This is a genomic window from Streptomyces sp. NPDC034670 (genome assembly GCF_055574875.1).
The window spans coordinates 73,084-92,678 of sequence record NZ_JBVITR010000005.1; the positions used below are offsets into that span (position 1 = coordinate 73,084).

Genomic DNA, 19,595 nt, shown 5'->3' on the forward strand with positions numbered 1-19,595 from the left:
GCCCGGACAAGATTGTTTCGGGCCAACACGCCGCAGCGGCGACGGGGCGGCGGCGGGAACGAGAAGGGGAGAGGGCGCCCTCCGCGACGGAGGGCGCCCTCTCCCCTTTCTCTGCCGTCCCTGCCGTGCCGTACGGCGGTCACGGCACCTGGACCCACCGGGCCTTGCTCGGCGTGCCGTCGGCGTCGGTGACGAACAGCATGTACCAGCCGGCCTGGACCAGGTTCCGGTTCTCCGGCACCGTCACGGTCAGCCGGTCGCCGTCGGCCTCGAAGTCCAGCGCGATCGACCGCTGGTCCACGTCGGTGACGTGGGTCGAGGCGCTCGGCCGGATCAGGCGGACGCTCTTGACGCGCGCGGCGTCCTTCGAGGTGAAGGTGCCCGACTCACCGCGCTCGATGGTCTCCGGGCCGTCGGACAGTTCGGGCTGCTCGCGGTCGCCGTGCAGGTACGGCGGCGTGTAGATCTCGATGCGCTGCTCGAACTCGCCCGGCTTGGTGTTGGCCTTGTCGCCGTAGAGCGAGTCCGAGCCGAAGAACATCACGCGGCCGTCGGGCAGCAGGATCGAGCCCGCGTGGTAGTTGCGGCCCACCAGCGGGTCGGCGACCCGCCGGAACTCGTTCTTCTCCGTGTCGTAGATCCGCGCCTCGAGGATGTTGGAGTCGCTGCGGCCGCGGTAGTCCTCCGAACCGCCGGAGACCAGGATGTCGTCGTTCGGCAGGATCGACGCCTGCGGGTAGCGGGTGCCCTTGTCCAGCGAGGGGCCGTCGACGAACTTCGGGTCGTCGGCCTTGAGGTCGACGATCCGGGTCTTCTCGCTGGACTTCCGGGACTCGCCGACCCCGCCGCCGCCGATCACCATGTACTTCTCGTCCTGCGCCGGGGGCAGCAGCACCGTGGCGGACGTCTCCATCAGGTCCGGGTCGCTCAGCCCGGGGACCTCGGTGAACTCGTTGGTCTCCACGTCCCAGACGCCCGGGTCGCGGCCCTCGTCGGCCGGTCCGTAGCCCGCGTTCGAACCCGAGTAGAAGACCTTGCCGTTCTGCATCAGGAACAGCGCCGGGTAGGTCGGGAACTGGCGGACCTTGTCCGTGTAGGTCCACTTCCTGGTCTGCGGGTCGTAGATCTCGTTCTTGCCCGGGACCAGCTGGCCGATGTCGTCGAGGCCGGAGACGCTGAGGATCCTGCCGTCGCTCAGGGTGGTGAGCGTCGGGTACCAGCGGGACTCCTTCATCGGGTCGACCTTGATGTACTTCTCGGCGACCGGGTCGAACTCGAAGGCGTCGTCGATGCCCTGGAAGTCCTTCTTGTCCAGGGCGAGCTTCTCGGCGATGCCGTACGTGTTGCGCGCGTCGTCGCCGGTGAGGCCCTGCACGGTGTAGTTGTCCTGCGTGCCGGTCTCGTACTCGGCGCCCTCCTTCTGCGCCTCGACGTAGACGCGGCCGTAGCCCGGGGTGTTGCCCAGGAACCTGCCGGTGGCCTTGTCGAAGTTCTTCTTCGCCCGCGGGACGAGCACCGGGTCCTTCGAGACGAAGGTCTTGCCGTTCTCCTTGCCCGTGAACCTCGTCCCCGCGGGCAGGGTCATCGGCTTGTCCGGGTTCTCGTTGTGGACGATCATCAGGCCGCCGGCCTTCTTCACGTCGCCCTTGAGCTTCTCGTACCGCTTGGTGCCGCCCGCGATCAGCAGGTTGCCGTTGGCGAGCTGGGTGTGGCCGGTGCAGAACAGGTCGCTCGGCGTCGGGACCTTCTTGATGGTGCCCTTGACCGGGTCCCAGACCCGGGTGTCGTACTTCTTGGCGTCGAAGTTGTCCTTGTCGTTGCCCGAGCCCGCGACGAGCAGCACCTTGCCGGTGCGCAGCAGCGCCGCGTGGATGGTGTTCTGCCGGTACTCCTCGGGGAACTCGATGATCTCCCACTTGCCGTTGGCGGCCTTGTACTCGGGTCGGTCGATCTTGTACGCGTGGTACTTCTCGGTCCCGAAGCGGTACAGCCACGGCCCGTTCATCCCGGCCAGCGCGAGTACCACCGCCGTGCCTATCGCGAACCGACGGGCCCGACGGCGGCCTGCACGGTCAGTCATTCCTTACGTCCCCCAAGTCCACCAAGGGCGATCTGCATGGTCTGGTCGTTGCCCGGGGCGTGCCCGGTTCCTCCCGGTCCGCCGTGCGGGTCGGCCCAGCCGGGCCGGTCCTGCGGGGCGTGCGGCTGCGGCATCTGCGGCAGCGGCTGCGTCCGGGGCGCCTCGGCGGCGTCCTGCCGCTGTCCCGCGGCGTGGGCGCCCGGCGGCTTCTTCTTGTCCTGGCGCATCTCGTGGCGCCAGGCGAACATCGGCGCCGCGGTGATCAGCAGGGCGAAGGTGGCCCAGATGACCATGGCCGGGTGCGAGTGGCCGTAGACGAAGCCGGCGACGATGGAGCCACCGAAGATCAGGATGAAGTACCAGTGGTACCGGAAGGTTCCGAACCAGGTGTCCGGGCTGGCCGAGTCGCCCTTGGGGGTGACCACGAACTTGCTCTTCCTGCGCAGGACGGAGTCGATCAGCGCCTTCGCGTAGAGCGGTGCCGACAGCGCGGACATCACCATGCCGGCCACGCCGCCGGAGCCCTCCGGCTCGTGCGGCGAGACGTTGTGGCGGCGGTTCCAGACGTACAGGCCGATCTGCAGCGCGGAGGCGTTGCCGTAGAGCATCAGCCAGACGGCCGGGTCGATGTTCACGCCCGAGGCGCCCAGGCCCAGGAACAGCGCGCAGCTCAGCGCCGCGAGGATCCAGTTCAGGGCGGACATCGGGTAGAAGATGATCATCATCGTGTAGTTGAAGAGCTTGCTCGGCGGGAGCGAGTACCAGCCCTTCCAGTACTGCTTGAGGATCGTCTCGTACGTGCCCCGCGACCAGCGCATCTGCTGGGTGAAGAAGTCGGTCCAGGCGTTGGGGCCCTCACCGACCGCGAGCACGTCCGGGGTGTAGACCGAGCGCCACTTCCGGCCCGTCTCCGGGTTCTTGGCGCGGTGCATCTCGAACCCGGTCGCCATGTCCTCGGTGATCGAGTCGTACAGCCCGCCGATCTGCTTGAGCGCCTTGATGCGCACGGCGTTGGAGGTGCCCACGAACATGGGCGAGCCGTAGCGGTTGCCGGCCCGCTGGATCAGTGCGTGGAAGAGGAACTGCTGCGACTCGGCGGCCTTGGTGACGAAGTTGTCGTAGTTGCCGTACACCTGCGGGCCGATGACGAAGCCGACGTCCGGGTCGCGGAAGAAGCCGAGCATCCGCTCCAGGTAGTTCGGCAGCGGCACGTGGTCGGTGTCGACCGAGGCGAAGAAGTCGTAGTCGTCGCCGTGCGCGTCGAGCCAGGCGTTGTAGTTGCCGTGCTTGGTCTTGGCGCGGTGCGGGCCCTTGGCCTGGTTCCACTTCGCGACGCCCTTGCGGGAGAAGTGGCGCACGCCGAGCCGGGCGCAGACCTCCTTCACCTCGGGGTCGTCGCCCTCGTCGAGCAGCCAGACGTGCATGACGCCCCGGTGGCGGATCCTGACGGCCGCCTCCAGGGTCTTCGTCACCATCTCCAGCGGCTCCTTGCCGGGCACGAAGGAGGTGAGGAAGGCCACGCGGGTGCCGGTCTCCGGCACCACCGGGACCGGGTCGCGGGCGACCAGCGTGGCGTGCGCGTTCGACAGCACGTTCATGCAGCGGAAGAACTCGATCAGACCGATCGAGACGAGCATGACGACGTCGAGGGCGGGCAGCCACTCGAACGCCGGGTAGTCGCGCTCGGTCCAGTGCGCGGGCTGCAGCAGCCACACCAGCAGCACCAGCGACAGCACCGGGGCCGCGGCCAGCATCAGCGCGATGCGGATGCGGTGCGGCTCCTGCGAGATCAGCGAGCGGTACTGGACCTTGTACGGCTTGTTCGGATCGGGCTGGGTGAGGGGACCCGCGAGCCGGCTGTAGTGCTCGTAGTCGTACCTCGGCAGCGTCTTCTTGATCCGGCGGAACGCGCCCGTGTTCCAGTTCCGGTGCGAAGGCACCCTGAGCTGGGTGGTCCGGGACGGGTCGTCGTCCCCCCGGGCGCCCGTCGGTGTCGACGTCATGAGTCATCCCCCCGCACACGGCGACGCCGTGTGTCGTCTCGCTTCCTTCCGTCCGCGCAGGGCCCCACGACCTCCACGGACGTCATCAGTGGCAGACCGCCGCCTCCACGTCATCCACACCTTATAGACATGGAACAGCCGTCTTCCGGTTGCATGATGCCCCCTCGGCATCCCCCGCGGACGAGGCCCCTCGCCCCGTGCCGCGGCAACCGGTTCCCCGCCCCCCCCACCAGCCGCACATCGGCGGCTTTGTGAAGAAACCAGGGTGTCCGGTGTCCATCATGATCGCAAGGTGCGAAACACGGTGTTCACCGGTCATAGGCGCCCATGGTGACCTCTGGGGGAAGCCCGTGGGGCCCATGTTCCATACGTGGGACGAGCGGGTCCCGTTCAGCGGGCGCGAGAGGGGATCCGGCCAAAAACCGACGGGCCCCTCGTCTGCACGAGGAGCCCGTCCTGTCGGTGCGCCGCCAGGGACTCGAACCCCGGACCCGCTGATTAAGAGTCAGCTGCTCTAACCAACTGAGCTAGCGGCGCGCGCTGACGGATCAACTCTACAGGACGCCGGGGGGTGCTCCCGACCACCGGCCGCCGACGTCTTCCGGGAGGACGGCCCCGTCCCCCGGACGGCGCACCGGGCGTACGTCGTCCGGACCGTCCGGCATGCGCGGGGCGAGAACGGTGGTGAAACTGCCGTCGTGCACAGGAGCGGAGTTTTTCGACCACAGGGTGAGGGGTGACGCATGGGGTCACCGGTATGCGAGGAATTCGACCCGGAGGGCGAGTGCGACTGCCCCGGCTGCGTCCGCCGGCGGCGGGTCCCGCCGCACGCCCCGGACGGACGCCCTCCCGGTCGTCCGGCGGCGCACCGGGCCCCGGCCGCTTCCCGTGTCCTTGCGGGCGAGGCCCCTGCGGTTCCGCGGGGGCCGCGTGCTGTGCCGCCCGGTCCCGGTGGCCGGGCGGCCCTCCTCGAGCGGGCCCGGACCTGGGTCACCGAGAGGGTCCCGTACGGCACGACCGCGCACCGGTCCGGCGGTGGCCGGCGAGGCCGTCCGGGCGGTGCCCCGACGGTGTGGGGGCCACCCGGGGACGAAGGGGCCGGAAGTCCCGCAAGACGCGCGGGGGAGAGCCGGGAAAGCACCGGGGGGAGCGGGGGGAGCGGGGAGGACACCGGGGGCGGATTCCGGCCGGGCGGCACCGCACCCTCCTCGCACGGGGTGCCGGGCTACCCGGGCCGGGCGCCGTTCGGACCCGGCGCCGACAACGCCCACGTCGCCCGGCTGGGGAGGCGGCTGGTGGAGAAGGGGTTCGGCCGCTACCTCACCGGGGGGCCGGGGCCGCGCTGGAGCGAGGGGCACCGCCGCGGCGTGGAGGCCTTCCAGCGCGCCCAGGGCTGGCGCGGCGGCGCGGCGGACGGCCGTGTGGGCCCGGAGACCTGGCGGCGGCTCTTCTCATGATCCACGGACCCACGGGGCCGCGGCCCACCGGACCTCCGGGCCCGCGCCCCGCCGGGCCCTCGGGCTCGCGGCCCCCCGGGCCCGGACCCGGGGCACTCCCGATGTGACGCGTCTGGCGCGGAGGCTGGAGGCACGCATGACCACGACCACTTCCCCCGTCCCCGAGTCCGGGCGGCCGCCGGACGGCGCCCCGGCGCCCCGTCCGGTCCGGCTCATCCACACCGACTCCACCACCGAGATCCCCGCCCACCTGCTGTTCCGCGACGACTCCGGCCCGGTGCCGGTGCGGCTGCGGCCCGCGGCCGCCGGCCGCCGGCCGGGCGCGGCGGAGCGGAGGGGGGAGCGCGCGGGGGAGCAGGCGGCGGAGCGGACGGAGGAGCGAGCGGGGGAACGGACGGGGGAACGGACGGAGGAGCGTTTCGGGAAGCGGCCGGGGGAGCGGCCGTATCCGCGGCGCCCGGGCGCCGTACGGCCCCGGAGGTCCGTGCCCCGGGTGGACCCCGGGCTGGTGGAGCGGCCGGCCCGGGTGCTGCCCGGTCTCGCGGGGGTGCTCGCCGGGATGTGCGGGGCGGCGGGCTGCGTGGCCACCTCCTGGTGGGCGGGGGTGCTGCCGCCGTTCACCGCCGGGGCGCTCGCGGGCCCGGCGCACGGCGGCGCGGCCGGGCTCGGCCCCGCGCAGTGGGCGGCGTACGCGGCGGCCGGGACCCTCGGACTGTTCGGGTTCGGCGGGCTGGCCCGCGGGCGGACCGGGCAGGCCTGGGTGCTCGGCCTGTTCGGCCGCTACCGGGGGACGGTCCGGCGGACCGGGCTGCTGTGGGTCAACCCGGTGCTGCTGCGCCGCCGGGCGGACGTGCGGCTGCGGCACTGGCGCAGCGAGCCGGTGCAGGCGGCCGACCGGGGCGGGGTGGCGCTGCGGGCGGCCGTCCTGGTGGTGTGGCGGGTGCGGGACACCGCGCGGGCGACGCTGGTGGTCGAGGACCACGAGGGGTACCTGCGCGCGTGCGTCGAGGCGGCGCTGCTCCGGGTGCCGGTGGCGGCGCCCGGCGCGGGGCAGGCCGCGACGGACCTGACGGAGGACGCGCTGACCCGGCTGGTGGCCCAGGACGCCGCGCCGGTGGGGCTCGAGGTGTTCGCGGTGCGGCCGGTCCGGGTGGAGTACGCGCCCGAGGTGGCCGCCGCGATGCACCGGCGCCGGATCGCCGCGCTGGACGCCGAGCACCGGGCGAGCGTGCTGACCTCGGTCGTGGACTCGGTGGAGGACACGGTGACCCGGCTGACCATGCGGGGGCTGGTGGAGCTGGACGACTGCGAACGCAAGGCGCTGGTGAAGGACCTGACGGTGGCGTTCTGCGCGGGACGGGGGGAGGCGGAGGGGTGAACGGCCGGGGCACGGACTTGTGTGATTGGTATGGACATGCTCAATCCCTGCCCCTACTCTGTGACTTGGTCTAGACCTACCTGCACGCCTCACCCTCCCCACGTCCTCCAGGAGCGGCAGCATGCGCACACGGACCAAGCTGTACTCAGCCGCGGTGGGACTGGCCACGACCGGAGCGCTCGTGCTCTCCTCCGGCGGTGCCAGCGGCCACGGCTACACCGATCTCCCGGTCAGCCGGCAGAAGCTCTGCCAGAACGGCGCGGTGGCCAACTGCGGCTCCATCCAGTGGGAGCCGCAGAGCGTCGAGGGCCCGAAGGGCTTCCCCGCCTCCGGCCCCGCCGACGGGCAGCTCTGCTCGGCCAACAACACGCGGTTCGCGCAGCTCGACAGCCCGAAGACGCCGTCGGGCGCGGACTGGCCCACCACCCGGGTGACCGGCGGACAGAACTACACCTTCCGGTGGCAGTTCACGGCCCGGCACGCCACCACCGACTTCCGGTACTACGTCACCAAGCCGGGCTGGAACCAGAACCAGAAGCTGTCCCGTTCCGCCCTCAACCTCACCCCGTTCCTGACCGTGCCCTACAACGGCCAGCAGCCGCCGCAGACGCTCTCGCACAGCGGCCGGCTGCCCTCCGGGCTGAGCGGACACCACGTGATCCTCGCGGTGTGGACGGTCCACGACACGGGCAACGCGTTCTACGCCTGCTCGGACGTCACGTTCTGAGGCACGCCCCGCCCCCTCCGGCGCCGGAGGGCAACGCACAAGGGCCTCCCGCTCCCGCGAGAGGCCCTTCGCTGTGCGCCGCCAGGGACTCGAACCCCGGACCCGCTGATTAAGAGTCAGCTGCTCTAACCAACTGAGCTAGCGGCGCATGACTCCCGCCGTCCGCTTGCGCGGGCGGCGACGGAGTAAATAGTACCCGCCCCGCGGGGTGCTCCCGACCACGCGACACGGGCGTCCCGGGACAGCACACCTAGATCGTCAGCGAGAGCAGCACCGGGGCCGCGTTGCGGTTCAGGGCGTCCGCGGCCCGGCGCAGCCGGTGGGCGTGCCGGACCGGCAGGGACAGGGCCAGGCAGCCCACCGAGGAGCCGGCCGTGATCGGGACGGCCGCGCAGACCGTGCCGACCGCGTACTCCTGGAGGTCCAGGACCGGGACGGTGGGCGGCTGCGCCTCCAGCCGGGAGAGCAGCAGCTTGTCGCTGGTGATGGTGCGCGAGGTGAGCCGGGCCATCCGGTACCGGGCGAGGTGGTCGCGGCGGCCGTCGTGGTCGAGCTGGGTGAGCAGGCTCTTGCCGAGCGCGGTGGCGTGCGCCGAGCAGCGGAAGTCCACCCACTCGTTCACCTTCGGGGTGGCCGGGCTGTCGGCGTACTGCGTGACCCTGACCTCGCCGTCCACGTACCGGCTCAGGTAGACGGCGGCCCCCACGGAGTCGCGCAGCCGGTCCAGGGTGCGCTGGAGCGTGTCGCGCTGGGCCTCCTCACGGCCCTGGGCCGCGCCGAGGCGGGCGAAGGCCGGCCCGGTGGCGTAGGCGCCGTCGGCGGTCTGCTCGACGTAGGCCTCGCGGCGCAGCATCCGCAGGAGCGTGGTCAGCCGCTCCGTGCCGAGGCCGGTCTGGCGGGCGAGTTCGGTGTCGGTGACTCCTGCGGTGCGCCGGGCCACCGTCTCCAGGACGCGCAGCGCGTCCTGGACCGAGTGGCGCGGGGCGGTCGGCTCCCACCTCATGACGGCTCACCTCGCGTGGTCGTGCAGGGTATGAGCGGGTTCGGCCGGAGACCCGGTGGCCGTCCCCCGGGACGGCGCAGCGGCGCCGCGGTTCCCCCCTCGGGCGCTTCCGGGGCCGCGATCCGGTCGGAGCATCCCCTCCACGATAGCCGTCGAACGGCTCCGCGGAAGCGGGGCTTGACAAGACCGCGACCCCTCCCAACTGCACGGCAGGCCCCTTGACACATGCCAGAGGTATGCGCCGGAGCGGGGAGCCGGGACGTTCGCCCGCACCCGCCCCGTGGTCACAGGACCGCGCTGAGGAACTCCCGCGTCCGGTCGTGCTCCGGCTCGTTGAAGATCTTCTCCGGCGCGCCCGCCTCGATGACCCGGCCGGAGTCGAACATCAGCACCTGGTCCGAGATGTCCCGGGCGAAGTTCATCTCGTGGGTCACGCAGAGCATGGTGATGTCGGTGGAGCGGGCGATGTCCCGCAGCACGTCCAGGACGCCCGCGACCAGCTCCGGGTCCAGCGCCGAGGTCACCTCGTCCAGCAGCAGCACCTGCGGCCGCATCGCCAGCGCCCGCGCGATCGCCACCCGCTGCTGCTGGCCGCCGGACAGCTGCGCGGGGTGCTTGTCGACGTGGCTCGACAGGCCGACCAGCTCCAGCAGCTCCCGCGCCCGCTCCTCGGCCTCGTCCCTGGACAGGCCGAGCACGGTGACCGGGGCCTCGGTGATGTTCCTCAGCACCGTCATGTTCGGGAACAGGTTGAACTGCTGGAACACCATCCCGATCTTCTTGCGGACCTCGCGGACCTGCTTCTCGGGCGCGGGGAACAGCCGGTCCCCGTCGACGGTGATGGTGCCCTCGTCCGGCTTCAGCAGCGTCATCAGCAGCCGCAGGATCGTGGTCTTGCCCGATCCGGACGGGCCGATCAGGGTGACGTGCCGGCCGGCGTCCACGGAGAAGTCCAGGTGGTCCAGGACCGTGTGGTCCCCGAACCGCTTGGTGACCCGCTCCAGACGGATCAGCTCGCCGGTGCTCCTCGGACTGCCGGGCTTCTTCCCGAACGGGGCGTGGGTGTCAGTGGACAAGGCGTCGCTCCAGGGCTCGCAGGGCAAGGGAGGCCAGGTAGGAGATGACGATGAAGGCGAGACCGATCACCGTCAGGGGCTCGGTGAACTGGAAGTTCTGCTGGGCGAACAGCCGCGCCTCGCCGAGCATCTCCAGCACGGTGATCGCCATCAGCATCGGGGTGTCCTTCAGCATCGAGATGACGTAGTTGCCGAGCGCGGGCACCACCCTGCGCACGGCCTGCGGCAGGATCACCGCGGTCCACGTCCGGCGCAGCGGCAGGTTCAGCGCCGTCGCCGCCTCCCACTGGCCCGCCGGCACGGCCTCGATGCCGGCCCGGTAGACCTGCATCGTGTACGTCGAGTAGTGCAGGCCGATGGCGAAGACGCCGGTGGTCAGCGCCGAGAAGGTGAACCCCCACTCGGGCAGCACGTAGAAGAGGAAGAACAGCTGCACCAGCAGCGGGGTGTTGCGGACGAACTCCGTCAGCGCCCCGACCGGCCAGGTCACCCAGCGCGTCGGCACCCGCATCAGCAGCGCCCACACCAGGCCCAGCACGAACGAGATCAGCGAGCCGAGGACCAGGATCTGCAGGGTGACCAGCAGGCCTTCCCAGAAGTGCGGCATGAAGTCGGCGACCGCGCTCCAGTCCCACGTCACGAGACACCACTCCCCTCGGGCACGCGGGCCGGGGCCGCCTGCTGCCTCTTGCCGACGCCCGCCTTCAGCTTCTTCTCCAGGCCGCGCATCAGGCGGGTCAGCAGGAAGGCGATCACGAAGTAGATCAGCAGGATGTACGTGTAGATCTCCGCGCTCTCCTGGAGGGCGAGGCGCACCAGGTTGCCGCTGAACGCCAGGTCGCCCATGCCCATGATCGACACCAGGGCGGTGCCCTTGAGCAGCTCGACCAGCAGGTTGGAGAACGGCGGGATCATCTCCGGCACCGCCTGCGGCAGCAGGATCAGCCGCATCCGCTGCCAGGGCGTGAAGCTCAGCGCGATGCCGCCCTCGCGCTGGGCCGGGTCGACCGCGGCGAGGGCGCCGCGCACGATCTCCGAGCCGTACGCCCCGTAGGTCAGGCCGAGCGCCAGCGTGCCCGCCCACAGCGGCACCAGCTGCCAGCCGAAGGCCGGGGGCAGCACGAAGAACACCCAGAAGATCATCACCAGGGCCGAGGTCCCGCGGAACACCTCGGTGTAGAGGCCCGCGAGGAAGCGGACGATCCACCGGTGGTGGGTGCGCGCCACGCCGACCACGAAGGACACCGCCGTCGCCAGCAGCGCGCTGAGGACGAGGAGCTGGACCGTGACCCAGGCGCCTTCGAGTACGAGTTCCCAGAGTCCCGGGGTCATCCGCCGCACAGCTCCTTCGCGGTCAGATCCGTCATCTCGTCCTCGGTGAACCCGAACGGCTTCAGGATGCGCAGCAGCTCGCCGCTCTCCTTGAGTCCCCGCAGCTCGACGTTGAAGGCGTCCCGCAGCCTCGTCTCGGTCGGCCGGAAGGCGAAGCCGCCGCCGTCCACGTGCGGCTTGCCGCCGACGATCGGCTTGAACGGCTCCGTGACCTCGGCCTTGCGCGACTTCTTCACCACCTCGCGGGTGGTGAGCGCGGTGCCGGCGAAGACGTCCACGCGCCCGGCCTCCACGGCGTTCAGCCCGGCGACCTGGTCGGGGACGATGAGGATGTCGCTCTCCGCGTACCCGGCCTCCACGGCGTACGCGATCTCCGCGTACCCGGTGCCGGTGGCGAACCTCGCCTTCTTCTCGACGACGTCCCGGTAGTCGCGCAGTCCCAGCGGGTTGCCCTTGCGCACGATGAAGGAGTCGAGCATCTGGTAGTCGGGGTCGGAGAAGATGACCTGCTCGCAGCGGTCGGGGTTGATGTACATCCCGGCGGCCACGACGTCGAACTGCTGGGAGTTCAGCCCCGGGATCAGCGAGCCGAACTCGGTCGGCACGGGCTGGACCCGGTCCACGCCCAGCCGCTTGAAGATGACCTTGGCCAGTTCCGGCGCCTCGCCGGTGAGCTCGCCGTCCTTGTCGATGTAGCCGAAGGGTATCTCCCCGGCGATGCCCAGGCGGACGACGCCCGCCGCCCTGAGGCGGTCCAGCAGGTCACCGCCGTTCGTGCTCGCCTCGGTGGGGACGCGGGAACAGCCCGCGGCGCCCAGCGCGCCGAGCGCCGCGACCCCCGCGAGCAGCGACCGGCGGGAGGGCCCGGAGGTTCTCCGATGTCGGAATGGATGCAGTGGTGGAGCCATGGCGGCGCCGCTACCCGATGCGATGCGAGTTATTCCGGCCGGTTCCGGCCCCGCTCGGCGGTCGGGCCGTCCCGACCGGCGCGGGAACAGGGGACGCATGGCTGACCGGTATCTCGAGCTCGCGCTGGTCAAACGCGGAATCACCCGCACGGCCCGACGGTCCGGCGACCGGGCGCCCGTCACCCGCGCCGCGGTCCGGAACTCCCTCCCGCCGTCCGGTGACGTCCATCACGCCGCACGCGCGCAACGGGATGCACGCCCCTGTTCCCACCCTTCGCGGCATCCGGGCCGCCGCCGGAGGATCCGGCCGTCACGCCCCTTGCCGGAGATCTCCGCTGTTCCCCCTCCGGGCGCCGAACCGGGCCACGGCCCCACGGCCCCGGCTCCACGGTCCACGGCGCCACGGCCCACGGTCACGACCGCGAGGTCCGCCCCGGCACCACCCGCGCGGACCCGGCCCGCTTCCGCGAGCGGAACGATCCGCTGCCGGACGGCGACGTCGGCCGGGTACCGGGCCCCGCCCCCCGGGGCAGGCGGCGGAGGGCCCGGAGGCCGTGGCCGAGGGCTGCGACGGCCCGTGGTGCTCGGGCGGGGCCGGGGCGCGCGGGAGGGGCCGGGGAGGCGCTCGGCTTCCGGCGGACGCGAGGCCCGCCCCCGCCCCGTGCGGCGCCGGGGGCCCCGCACGGGGCGTCAGGGCCCGGGGACGTATCCGCGCCGTTTGTCGACCACGTTCACCAGTGGCTTGCCCGCCGCCCACAGCTCGTACAACTCCACGAACTGAGCGGCGAGTTCGTCCCGCCAGCCCACCGTGTCGCCGCTCATGTGCGGTGACACGACCAGCCCCGGCACCCGCCACAGCGGGCTGTCGGGGGCGAGCGGCTCGGACGCGAACACGTCCAGCGCCGCGCCCGCGATCCAGCGCCGCCGCAGCGCCTCGGCGAGCGCCTCCTCCACGACCAGCTGCCCGCGGCCGACGTTGACGAAGTGGGCGGAGGGCTGCATCACGCCGAAGCGGCGGGCGTCGAACATGCCCCGCGTCCGGTCCGTCAGGGGCGCGGCGGCGATCACCCAGTCCGCGCCGGCGATCAGCCGGTCCAGGTGCTCGGGGCCGTGCACGCCCGTGCGCCCGGTGCGGCCGACCAGGGCGGTGGTGACGCCGAGCGCCGTGAGCGTGCCGGCGATCGCCCGGCCGATCGGCCCGGAGCCGACCACGACGGCCCGGGTCCCGGCGACCCGGCGCGTCTCCCGGTGCCGCCAGGTCCGCTCCCGCTGCAACTCCAGCGTCCGCGGCAGGTCCTTGGCGAAGGCGAGGACGAGGGCCGCGACGTACTCGGCGACCGGCCGGTCGAAGACCCCGCGCGCGTTGGTGACCACCGTGTCGGAGGCGGCCAGTTCCGGACCGAGCAGGTGGTCCACGCCGGCGCTCGCCGCGTGCACCCAGCGCGGACGGGGGCCCTCGCCGGGCCACGCCTCGCGGACCGCGTGGGAGGTGAAGTCCCACACCAGCAGCACGTCCGCGTGCGGGAGGCGCTCGGCGAGCGTCGAGGCGTCGGCGTGCTCGATCCGGACCCGGCCGGTGAGCCGGCCGAGACGGGGGAGCGGGTCGGCGTCCAGGACGAGCAGCGTGGGAGGGGTCATGGGCCGCCGGTCCTCCAGGATGGCCGGGAGTCTTCGTGGTTCCGGATGCTCCGGGACACGCGGACCGACCACGCTCGCACCCGGACCCGCCGTCGTCAACACGGCCGTTCCCGGGGCCGTCGCCCCCGCCCGCGACGCCGGGCGGCTCCGTCGGCGGCGTCGCGGGCGGGCGCGCGGGGCGCGGGGCGGGCAGCCGGGCGGGCGCGGCACCGGCGATCGCCGCCCCGGCGCGCCGCTCCCGCCGTGCACCGGCCCGCGACGCACCGGCCCGCGACGTGATCCCCCGCCGGAGGCGGGACTTCGCATACCGGGCATCCCGGTCGACCGGGTGATCACGGGAGCGGCGTTGCGCCGACGGGGTACCCGGGCGGTGGGACCGTATCGGGCGCCGGCCGACGTGACGGCGCGCTCCGGGACCGCGCCGCCGGGCCAGGGGGTCCGGCGCGGTGGTGCCGGAGGAGGAGAAGCAGCAGGAAGGCTGGACATGACCGCACTGGGATTCCTCTATCCGGGCCACTCCGCGGAGGACGACTACCCACGCATGGAGCAGTTGCTGGGCAGCGACATCCGGGTGGACCTGGTGCACACCGACAGCGGCGTGGACGCGCTGCGGGAGACGGGCTCGCCGGAGCGGCTGGCGGCCGGGCTGCAGGACCTGCGGCTCTCGGGCGCCGAGGCCGTGGTGTGGGCCAGCACCAGGGGCAGCTTCGCGCACGGCTGGGACGGCGCCCACGAGCAGGTGCGCGGCCTCGCCCTGGCGGCCGGCATGCCCGCCTCGTCCACGTCCTTCGCCTTCGTGCACGCGCTGCGGGAGATCGGGGTGCGGCGGGTCGCCGTCGGGGCCACCTACCCGGACGACGTGGCCGGGCTCTTCGCCGACTTCCTGCGGGCCGGCGGGGCGGAGGTGACCCGGGTGCGCGCCTGCGGGATGACCACGGCGGAGGAGGCGGGCGCCTGGGGCGGGACCGAGCTGTTCGCCCTGGCCCGCGCGGCCGACACCCCGGACGCCCGGGCGCTGCTCCTGCCGGACACGGCGCTGCACACGGTCGCCCACATCCCGGCCCTGGAGGAGGAGCTGGGCAAGCCGGTCCTCACCGCCAACCAGGTCACGGTCTGGGAAGGGCTGCGCCTGGCCGACCGCCGGGTGAACGCCCCGGAACTGGGCGCGCTGTTCACCCGGGAGCCGGTCGTGCAGGTGTGAGCACCCCGCGCCGGGGCGCGCGGCGGGCCCCCGCACCGGAGGAATAAGCGGGGGCCGCCCCCTGTTGTCGGCCGGAGTGAGGGCGCGCGGACGGCGCGCCGACCACGCACGGCGACACACAGGAGGCACCGCACCGTGGCCGCAGACGACACCGCAGCCGACGAGATCCGAGGCACGGCCCGGGGCACCGCCCCCGTCCCGCTGTCGGTGCTCGACCTGGTCACCGTGGGCGCCGGCAGCACGGCGAGCGACGCCCTGCGGACCAGCGTGGACATCGCGCGCCTCGCCGAGGCGCGCGGCTACCACCGCTACTGGGTCGCCGAGCACCACTCGATGCCGGGCGTGGCCTCCTCGTCCCCCGCCGTGATCCTGGCCCACCTCGCCGCCCGCACCGAGCGCATACGGCTCGGCTCCGGCGGCGTCATGCTCCCCAACCACGCGCCGCTCGTCATCGCCGAGCAGTTCGGCACCCTGGAGGCCATGGCCCCCGGGCGGATCGACCTCGGCCTCGGCCGCGCCCCCGGCACCGACGGCGCCACGGCGGCGGCCCTGCGCCGCGCCGAGCGGCTGAACGAGGGCGCCGACGACTTCCCCCAGCAGCTCGCCGAGCTGACCCGCTTCCTGGACGACGACTTCCCCGACGGGCACCCCTACCGCCGGATCCACGCCGTGCCCGGTCCGGTGCAGGGCACCTCGCCCGGCGGGGTGCAGTCCCCGCACCGCCCGCCGGTCTGGCTGCTCGGCTCCTCCGGCTTCAGCGCCCGGCTGGCCGGCCTGCTCGGCCTGCCGTTCGCCTTCGCCCACCACTTCTCGGCGCAGAACACCCTCCCCGCCCTAGACCTGTACCGCGAGAGCTTCCGGCCCAGCGAGGTCCTCGACGCGCCCTACGCCCTGATCGGCGTCTCCGCGCTCGCGGCCGACGACGAGAAGGAGGCCCGCCGGCAGGTGCTGGCCGCCGCCCTGAACATGGTCCGGCTGCGCACCGGCCGCCCGGGCCTGGTCCCCACCCCCGAGGAGGCGGAGGCGTACCCCTTCACCCCCATGGAGCGGGAGTTCGTCGACTCCTGGAACGCCAACGTCGTCCACGGCACCCCGGACGAGGTCCGCGCCGGACTGGACGACCTGCACAAGCGCACCGGCGCCGACGAGCTGATGCTCACGGCCAACGCGCACAGCGGCGGGGCGCGGCTGCGCTCCTACGAACTCATCGCCGACTCCTACGGGTTGCCGCTCCCCGCCTGAACCCCGGGCGCGCCCAGCAGCTCGGAGATGCGGTCCGGCGGCACCGGACGGGAGTACAGCCAGCCCTGACCGGTGTCGCACCCGATCCGGCGCAGCCGGGTGGCCTGCGCCGCGGTCTCCACGCACTCCGCGGTGACCGTGAGGCCGAGCCGGTGGGCGAGCTGGACCATCGCCTCGACGATCACCTCGTCGGCCGGGTTCGGCGGGGCGGCGCCGCGCTCCTCGTAGGGGAAGCCCCGGACGAAGGCACCGTCCAGCTTGAGGACGGACACCGGCAGCCGGCTCAGGTACGCCAGGTTCGAGTAGCCGGTGCCGAAGTCGTCGATGGCGATGCGCACGCCCATCGCGCTGAGCTCCTGCAGGACCCGCAGCGGCCGGCCGGCCGAGCCCATCACCGCCGACTCCGTCAGCTCCAGCTGCAGCAGCCGCGGCGCGAGACCGGTGTCCGCCAGGACCCCGGCGACGTCCGCCACCAGGTCGGAGTCCCAGATCTGGCGCACCGCCACGTTCACGCTGACGAAGATCGGCGGCTCCCCGGGGTGCTCCTGCTGCCAGCGGCGGGCCTGGCGGCAGGCGGTGCGCAGCACCCAGCGGCCGAGCGGCACGATCGAGCCGTCCTCCTCCGCGAGCCCGATGAATCGATTCGGCGTCAGGGTGCCGAACCGGGGGTGGTTCCAGCGCACCAGGGCCTCCACGCCGTGCACCCGGTCGTCCTCCATGCCGACCAGCGGCTGGTACTCCAGCGCGAACTCGCCCCGCTCGATGGCCGGGCGGAGGGTGGAGGCGAGGGCCTGGCGGGTCACCCGGTGGGCGTTGCGCTCCGGGTCGAACAGGGTCCAGCGGGCCTTGCCGTCGGCCTTCGCCCAGTACAGCGTGGTGTCGGCGGCCTGCATCAGCGCGGTGGGCGTGGTCCCGGCGGCGTGCCGCTCGACCACCCCGATGGAGGCGGAGACCGACAGCCGCCGGCCGCAGAGGTCGAAGGGGGCCTGGACCGCCTCGAGCACCGACTCGGCGAGGTCGGCGAGCTGTTCGGTGCCGGTGGAGTCCTCCACCAGCAGGGCGAACTCGTCCCCGCCGAGCCGGGCGACCAGCGGGGCGCCGTTCCTGGTGCGTCCGGCCTCCTGCGCGCAGCGCGTCAGGCGCTCGGCGACGGCGGCCAGCAGCCGGTCGCCCACGCGGTGGCCGAGGGTGTCGTTGACGGCCTTGAACCCGTCCAGGTCCAGGTGGCACAGACCGATCCGGCCGGTGCCGCTCCGCTCGCAGGACTCCGCGTCCAGGGCCGCCGTCAGCCGTTCGAGGAACAGGGCGCGGTTGGGCAGCCGGGTCACCGGGTCGTGCATCCGCGCGTGCCGCAGCCGCGCCTGGAGCTCGCGGCGGGCGCTGATGTCGGTGACCGAGAGCAGGACGCCCTCGCCGTCGGCGGGCAGCGGGGCGACCGTCACCCGTACCCACAGCACGCGCCCCTCGGGGTGCTTCAGCCGGCGCGTGCAGCGCAGCTTCGCCCGCCGTCCGCGCAGCACCTCGCGGTAGGCGTGCCAGACGCGGGCGTCGGAGGAGAGGTCCACCAGATCGGCGGCGACGGCGCCGGTCAGGGCGTCCGGGTCGCTGCCCAGCAGGGCGGCGAGGCTGCCGTTGGCGCTGACCACCGTGCCCGCGCGGTCGACCACGGCCATGGCGAGCGGCGCGGCCGCGAAGGCGGCACGGTACGGCGGAGGGGCCGGGGGAGCCGGGGAGGCCGGGGACGAAGGGGGCGGGGCGGGCGGGAGGGGCGGCGGGGGCGGCGGGGACCCGGTACGGGAGGACGTGACGGTCTCACTCCCCGTGACGACTGGTCGGTCGAGATCCGTTGCGGGCGCCGGCCCTTCGGACGTTCCGCTCACCTCTCGCTCCCGCAGTGCACTCGATCGCTGTCCGCACAGGAAAGTCTGTCGATCATAGAGGCCGACATCGGGCCCTTTTCGCCACTGTCCGGTCTCCGGGGCGGTCCCGCATCTCTTCCCGACCGTTTCCGTCCGTTCGATGGACGGCTTCGACAGGCCTCCGCACGGTTGTGACGCTCCGTATGCGGCGCCCGGGTCCGGGGCGCCCCGGACCCGGGCCCGGCGGAAGGGCCCGGCTCCCTCACCCGTCCGGTGCAGTTGAACAGGGCGCAATACGACAAACGCACACACTCTGGGTGCGGTGTTCCGTGAACCGTCTCCCGGAGGTCTCCGTGCCGCGCCAGTTCCCCCTGAGAGGACGAGGACCCGGCCGGGAAACCCTCCGGGCGCTGCGCCGTCCGGGTGTACGGCCCCGGCTGCGCAGCACGGCGGCGATGTGCACCACCATGTCGGCGCTCGCGGCGACCTCGATGGTGTCCGTCCCCTCCTCCGCCGGGCCCTTCTCCCCGGCGCCCTGCGCCCTGACCCGCACCGACGCGCACCACTCCGAGGGCCTGGACACCTGGAACAGGGCCTATCCCCGTCCGTCCCGCAGCCTGGACGCGGTGATGGTGTTCCTGTCCTTCCCGGACTCGCACCCGCTGACCACGCCCGAGGAACTCGCCGCCGACCACTTCCCGGCCACGAGCCACTTCTTCCAGCGGTCCTCCTACGGCAGGTTCACCCTGCGCCCGCACGCCCTGCGGCACTGGATCCGGATGCCGCGCCCGTCCACCGCGTACGCCATACGGCGCGACTGGGCCGTCCCCCACCGGGCGGCCTACCTGCGCGACGCGCTCGCCGTGACCGACGGGCAGGTCGACTTCTCGCGGTACGACGTCGTCTACCTCGTCGCCGACCCGGACGCCCCGGGCGTGGACTCCGACGCCACCAAGGTCGTCAACCTCGACACCCCGCTGCGGGCCGACGGCACCGACATCCGCCGGGTCGTCACGGTCTTCGAGAACCACCCCCCGGACCGGCTGGTCCTCGCCCACGAGACCGGGCACGTCTTCGACCTGCCCGACCTCTACCACCGGCCCGTGGACGGCAAGGGCGACTGGGACACCCACGTCGGCGACTGGGACCTGATGGGCAGCCAGTTCGCCCTGGCGCCCGACCTGTTCGGCTGGCACAAGTGGAAACTGGGCTGGCTGGACCCGCGGCAGGTGCGGTGCGTGCGGGGCCCGGGCCCGGTGCGGCTGACGCTGGAGCCGCTGGGGGCGGGGCCGGGGGTGCCGGTGACGGGCGCGGCCGGGACGCCGTCCTTCGGGCTCGGCCGGGGCACCAAGCTCGCGGTCGTGCGGACCGGCACCGACAGCGTGCTCGCCTTCGAGGCCCGCGGCCCGGTCGGCAACGACGCGGCGGCCTGCCGGCAGGGAGTGCTGGTCTACCGGGTGCGCAGCGGCACCCAGTCCGGCGACGGCCCCATCGAGGTCGTCGACGCCCACCCGCACACCGAGGCCTGCCCGACGGACTCGGTCTACCCGCCCCTCGCCGACGCCCCGGTCGCCCTCGGCGAGAGCTTCACGGTGCCCGGGGAGTCCGTACGGGTGGAGGTGGAGGGACGCACGGCCTCGGGGGCGTGGACGGTGAAGATCACCACGGGCTGACCGCCGGCGGGGCGCACA

14 protein-coding genes, 2 tRNA genes and 1 pseudogene are annotated in these 19,595 nt (G+C 73.0%); 6 read left to right on the forward strand and 11 right to left on the reverse strand.

Translation table 11 applies throughout. The features are described 5' to 3' along the window. Positions 1 to 139: 139 nt before the first annotated feature. The 3 genes from glxA to ACZ56B_RS05375 form a co-directional block, all read right to left on the reverse strand. Complete coding sequence (gene glxA / locus ACZ56B_RS05365; protein WP_468786489.1) at positions 140 to 2,080, reverse strand: radical copper oxidase GlxA; 1,941 nt, start codon at positions 2,078 to 2,080, stop codon at positions 140 to 142. Next, complete coding sequence (locus ACZ56B_RS05370) at positions 2,077 to 4,083, reverse strand: glycosyltransferase family 2 protein (RefSeq protein ID WP_468786491.1); 2,007 nt, start codon at positions 4,081 to 4,083, stop codon at positions 2,077 to 2,079. Before ACZ56B_RS05370 ends, glxA begins: the two co-directional genes overlap by 4 nt. Before the next feature lie 463 nt (positions 4,084 to 4,546). Then, positions 4,547 to 4,620, reverse strand: a tRNA-Lys gene (locus tag ACZ56B_RS05375). A 617-nt stretch (positions 4,621 to 5,237) separates the two neighbouring features. Here ACZ56B_RS05375 and ACZ56B_RS05380 point away from each other — a divergent pair. The 3 genes and pseudogenes from ACZ56B_RS05380 to ACZ56B_RS05390 form a co-directional block, all read left to right on the forward strand. Next, a pseudogene (locus ACZ56B_RS05380) lies at positions 5,238 to 5,540 on the forward strand (peptidoglycan-binding protein); the annotation flags it as partial. Positions 5,541 to 5,676: 136 nt separating this feature from the next. Further along, complete coding sequence (locus ACZ56B_RS05385; RefSeq protein WP_468786493.1) at positions 5,677 to 6,918, forward strand: SPFH domain-containing protein; 1,242 nt, start codon at positions 5,677 to 5,679, stop codon at positions 6,916 to 6,918. Between the two features lie 121 nt (positions 6,919 to 7,039). Beyond that, positions 7,040 to 7,645, forward strand: a complete 606-nt coding sequence (locus ACZ56B_RS05390; RefSeq protein WP_468786495.1) for a lytic polysaccharide monooxygenase auxiliary activity family 9 protein — start codon at positions 7,040 to 7,042, stop codon at positions 7,643 to 7,645. A 74-nt stretch (positions 7,646 to 7,719) separates the two neighbouring features. Here the strand turns inward: ACZ56B_RS05390 and ACZ56B_RS05395 are convergent. The 7 genes from ACZ56B_RS05395 to ACZ56B_RS05425 all read right to left on the reverse strand — a co-directional run bounded on the left by ACZ56B_RS05395 (position 7,720) and on the right by ACZ56B_RS05425 (position 13,602). After that, a tRNA-Lys gene (locus ACZ56B_RS05395) sits at positions 7,720 to 7,793 on the reverse strand. A 102-nt stretch (positions 7,794 to 7,895) separates the two neighbouring features. Further along, positions 7,896 to 8,648, reverse strand: a complete 753-nt coding sequence (locus ACZ56B_RS05400; protein WP_468786497.1) for an IclR family transcriptional regulator — start codon at positions 8,646 to 8,648, stop codon at positions 7,896 to 7,898. 284 nt (positions 8,649 to 8,932) lie between these two features. Continuing rightward, positions 8,933 to 9,724 carry an ectoine/hydroxyectoine ABC transporter ATP-binding protein EhuA gene (ehuA, locus tag ACZ56B_RS05405; protein ID WP_468786499.1) on the reverse strand — a complete coding sequence of 264 codons (792 nt, stop codon included), beginning with the start codon at positions 9,722 to 9,724 and terminating at the stop codon, positions 8,933 to 8,935. After that, positions 9,714 to 10,364: an ectoine/hydroxyectoine ABC transporter permease subunit EhuD gene (gene ehuD, locus ACZ56B_RS05410; RefSeq protein ID WP_468786501.1), complete on the reverse strand. Its 651-nt coding sequence runs from the start codon at positions 10,362 to 10,364 to the stop codon at positions 9,714 to 9,716. The genes ehuA and ehuD overlap by 11 nt, the downstream gene beginning before the upstream one ends. Further along, positions 10,361 to 11,056, reverse strand: coding sequence for an ectoine/hydroxyectoine ABC transporter permease subunit EhuC (gene ehuC, locus ACZ56B_RS05415; protein ID WP_468786503.1), 696 nt, complete (start codon positions 11,054 to 11,056; stop codon positions 10,361 to 10,363). Before ehuC ends, ehuD begins: the two co-directional genes overlap by 4 nt. Beyond that, positions 11,053 to 11,964 (reverse strand): ectoine/hydroxyectoine ABC transporter substrate-binding protein EhuB, encoded by a 912-nt coding sequence (gene ehuB, locus ACZ56B_RS05420; protein ID WP_468786505.1) that lies wholly within the window; start codon positions 11,962 to 11,964, stop codon positions 11,053 to 11,055. Before ehuB ends, ehuC begins: the two co-directional genes overlap by 4 nt. Positions 11,965 to 12,654: 690 nt before the next feature. Next, entirely contained in the window at positions 12,655 to 13,602 is a 948-nt protein-coding gene (locus tag ACZ56B_RS05425; protein WP_468786507.1) for a D-2-hydroxyacid dehydrogenase, read from the reverse strand. 484 nt (positions 13,603 to 14,086) lie between these two features. Between ACZ56B_RS05425 and ACZ56B_RS05430 the strand changes: the two genes are divergently transcribed. Then, positions 14,087 to 14,803 (forward strand): maleate cis-trans isomerase family protein, encoded by a 717-nt coding sequence (locus ACZ56B_RS05430; protein ID WP_468786509.1) that lies wholly within the window; start codon positions 14,087 to 14,089, stop codon positions 14,801 to 14,803. Between the two features lie 135 nt (positions 14,804 to 14,938). Continuing rightward, entirely contained in the window at positions 14,939 to 16,045 is a 1,107-nt protein-coding gene (locus ACZ56B_RS05435) for an LLM class flavin-dependent oxidoreductase (protein WP_468786511.1), read from the forward strand. Here ACZ56B_RS05435 and ACZ56B_RS05440 read toward each other — a convergent pair. Further along, positions 16,021 to 17,925: a putative bifunctional diguanylate cyclase/phosphodiesterase gene (locus tag ACZ56B_RS05440; RefSeq protein ID WP_468786513.1), complete on the reverse strand. Its 1,905-nt coding sequence runs from the start codon at positions 17,923 to 17,925 to the stop codon at positions 16,021 to 16,023. The two genes, ACZ56B_RS05435 and ACZ56B_RS05440, sit on opposite strands and share 25 nt — an antisense overlap. 434 nt (positions 17,926 to 18,359) lie before the next feature. Here ACZ56B_RS05440 and ACZ56B_RS05445 point away from each other — a divergent pair, with 434 nt between their 5' ends. Then, complete coding sequence (locus tag ACZ56B_RS05445; protein ID WP_468786515.1) at positions 18,360 to 19,577, forward strand: M6 family metalloprotease domain-containing protein; 1,218 nt, start codon at positions 18,360 to 18,362, stop codon at positions 19,575 to 19,577. Positions 19,578 to 19,595 lie beyond the last annotated feature (18 nt).

Coding starts and splice junctions, on each gene's coding strand:
- ACZ56B_RS05385 (WP_468786493.1), top strand. CDS start 5,677: ATGACCACGACCACTTCCCCCGTCCCCGAGTCCGGGCGGCCGCCGGAC.
- ACZ56B_RS05390 (WP_468786495.1), top strand. CDS start 7,040: ATGCGCACACGGACCAAGCTGTACTCAGCCGCGGTGGGACTGGCCACG.
- ACZ56B_RS05445 (WP_468786515.1), top strand. CDS start 18,360: ATGTGCACCACCATGTCGGCGCTCGCGGCGACCTCGATGGTGTCCGTC.
- glxA (WP_468786489.1), bottom strand. CDS start 2,080: ATGACTGACCGTGCAGGCCGCCGTCGGGCCCGTCGGTTCGCGATAGGC.
- ACZ56B_RS05425 (WP_468786507.1), bottom strand. CDS start 13,602: ATGACCCCTCCCACGCTGCTCGTCCTGGACGCCGACCCGCTCCCCCGT.
- ACZ56B_RS05370 (WP_468786491.1), bottom strand. CDS start 4,083: ATGACGTCGACACCGACGGGCGCCCGGGGGGACGACGACCCGTCCCGG.
- ehuC (WP_468786503.1), bottom strand. CDS start 11,056: ATGACCCCGGGACTCTGGGAACTCGTACTCGAAGGCGCCTGGGTCACG.
- ACZ56B_RS05430 (WP_468786509.1), top strand. CDS start 14,087: ATGACCGCACTGGGATTCCTCTATCCGGGCCACTCCGCGGAGGACGAC.
- ACZ56B_RS05400 (WP_468786497.1), bottom strand. CDS start 8,648: ATGAGGTGGGAGCCGACCGCCCCGCGCCACTCGGTCCAGGACGCGCTG.
- ehuB (WP_468786505.1), bottom strand. CDS start 11,964: ATGGCTCCACCACTGCATCCATTCCGACATCGGAGAACCTCCGGGCCC.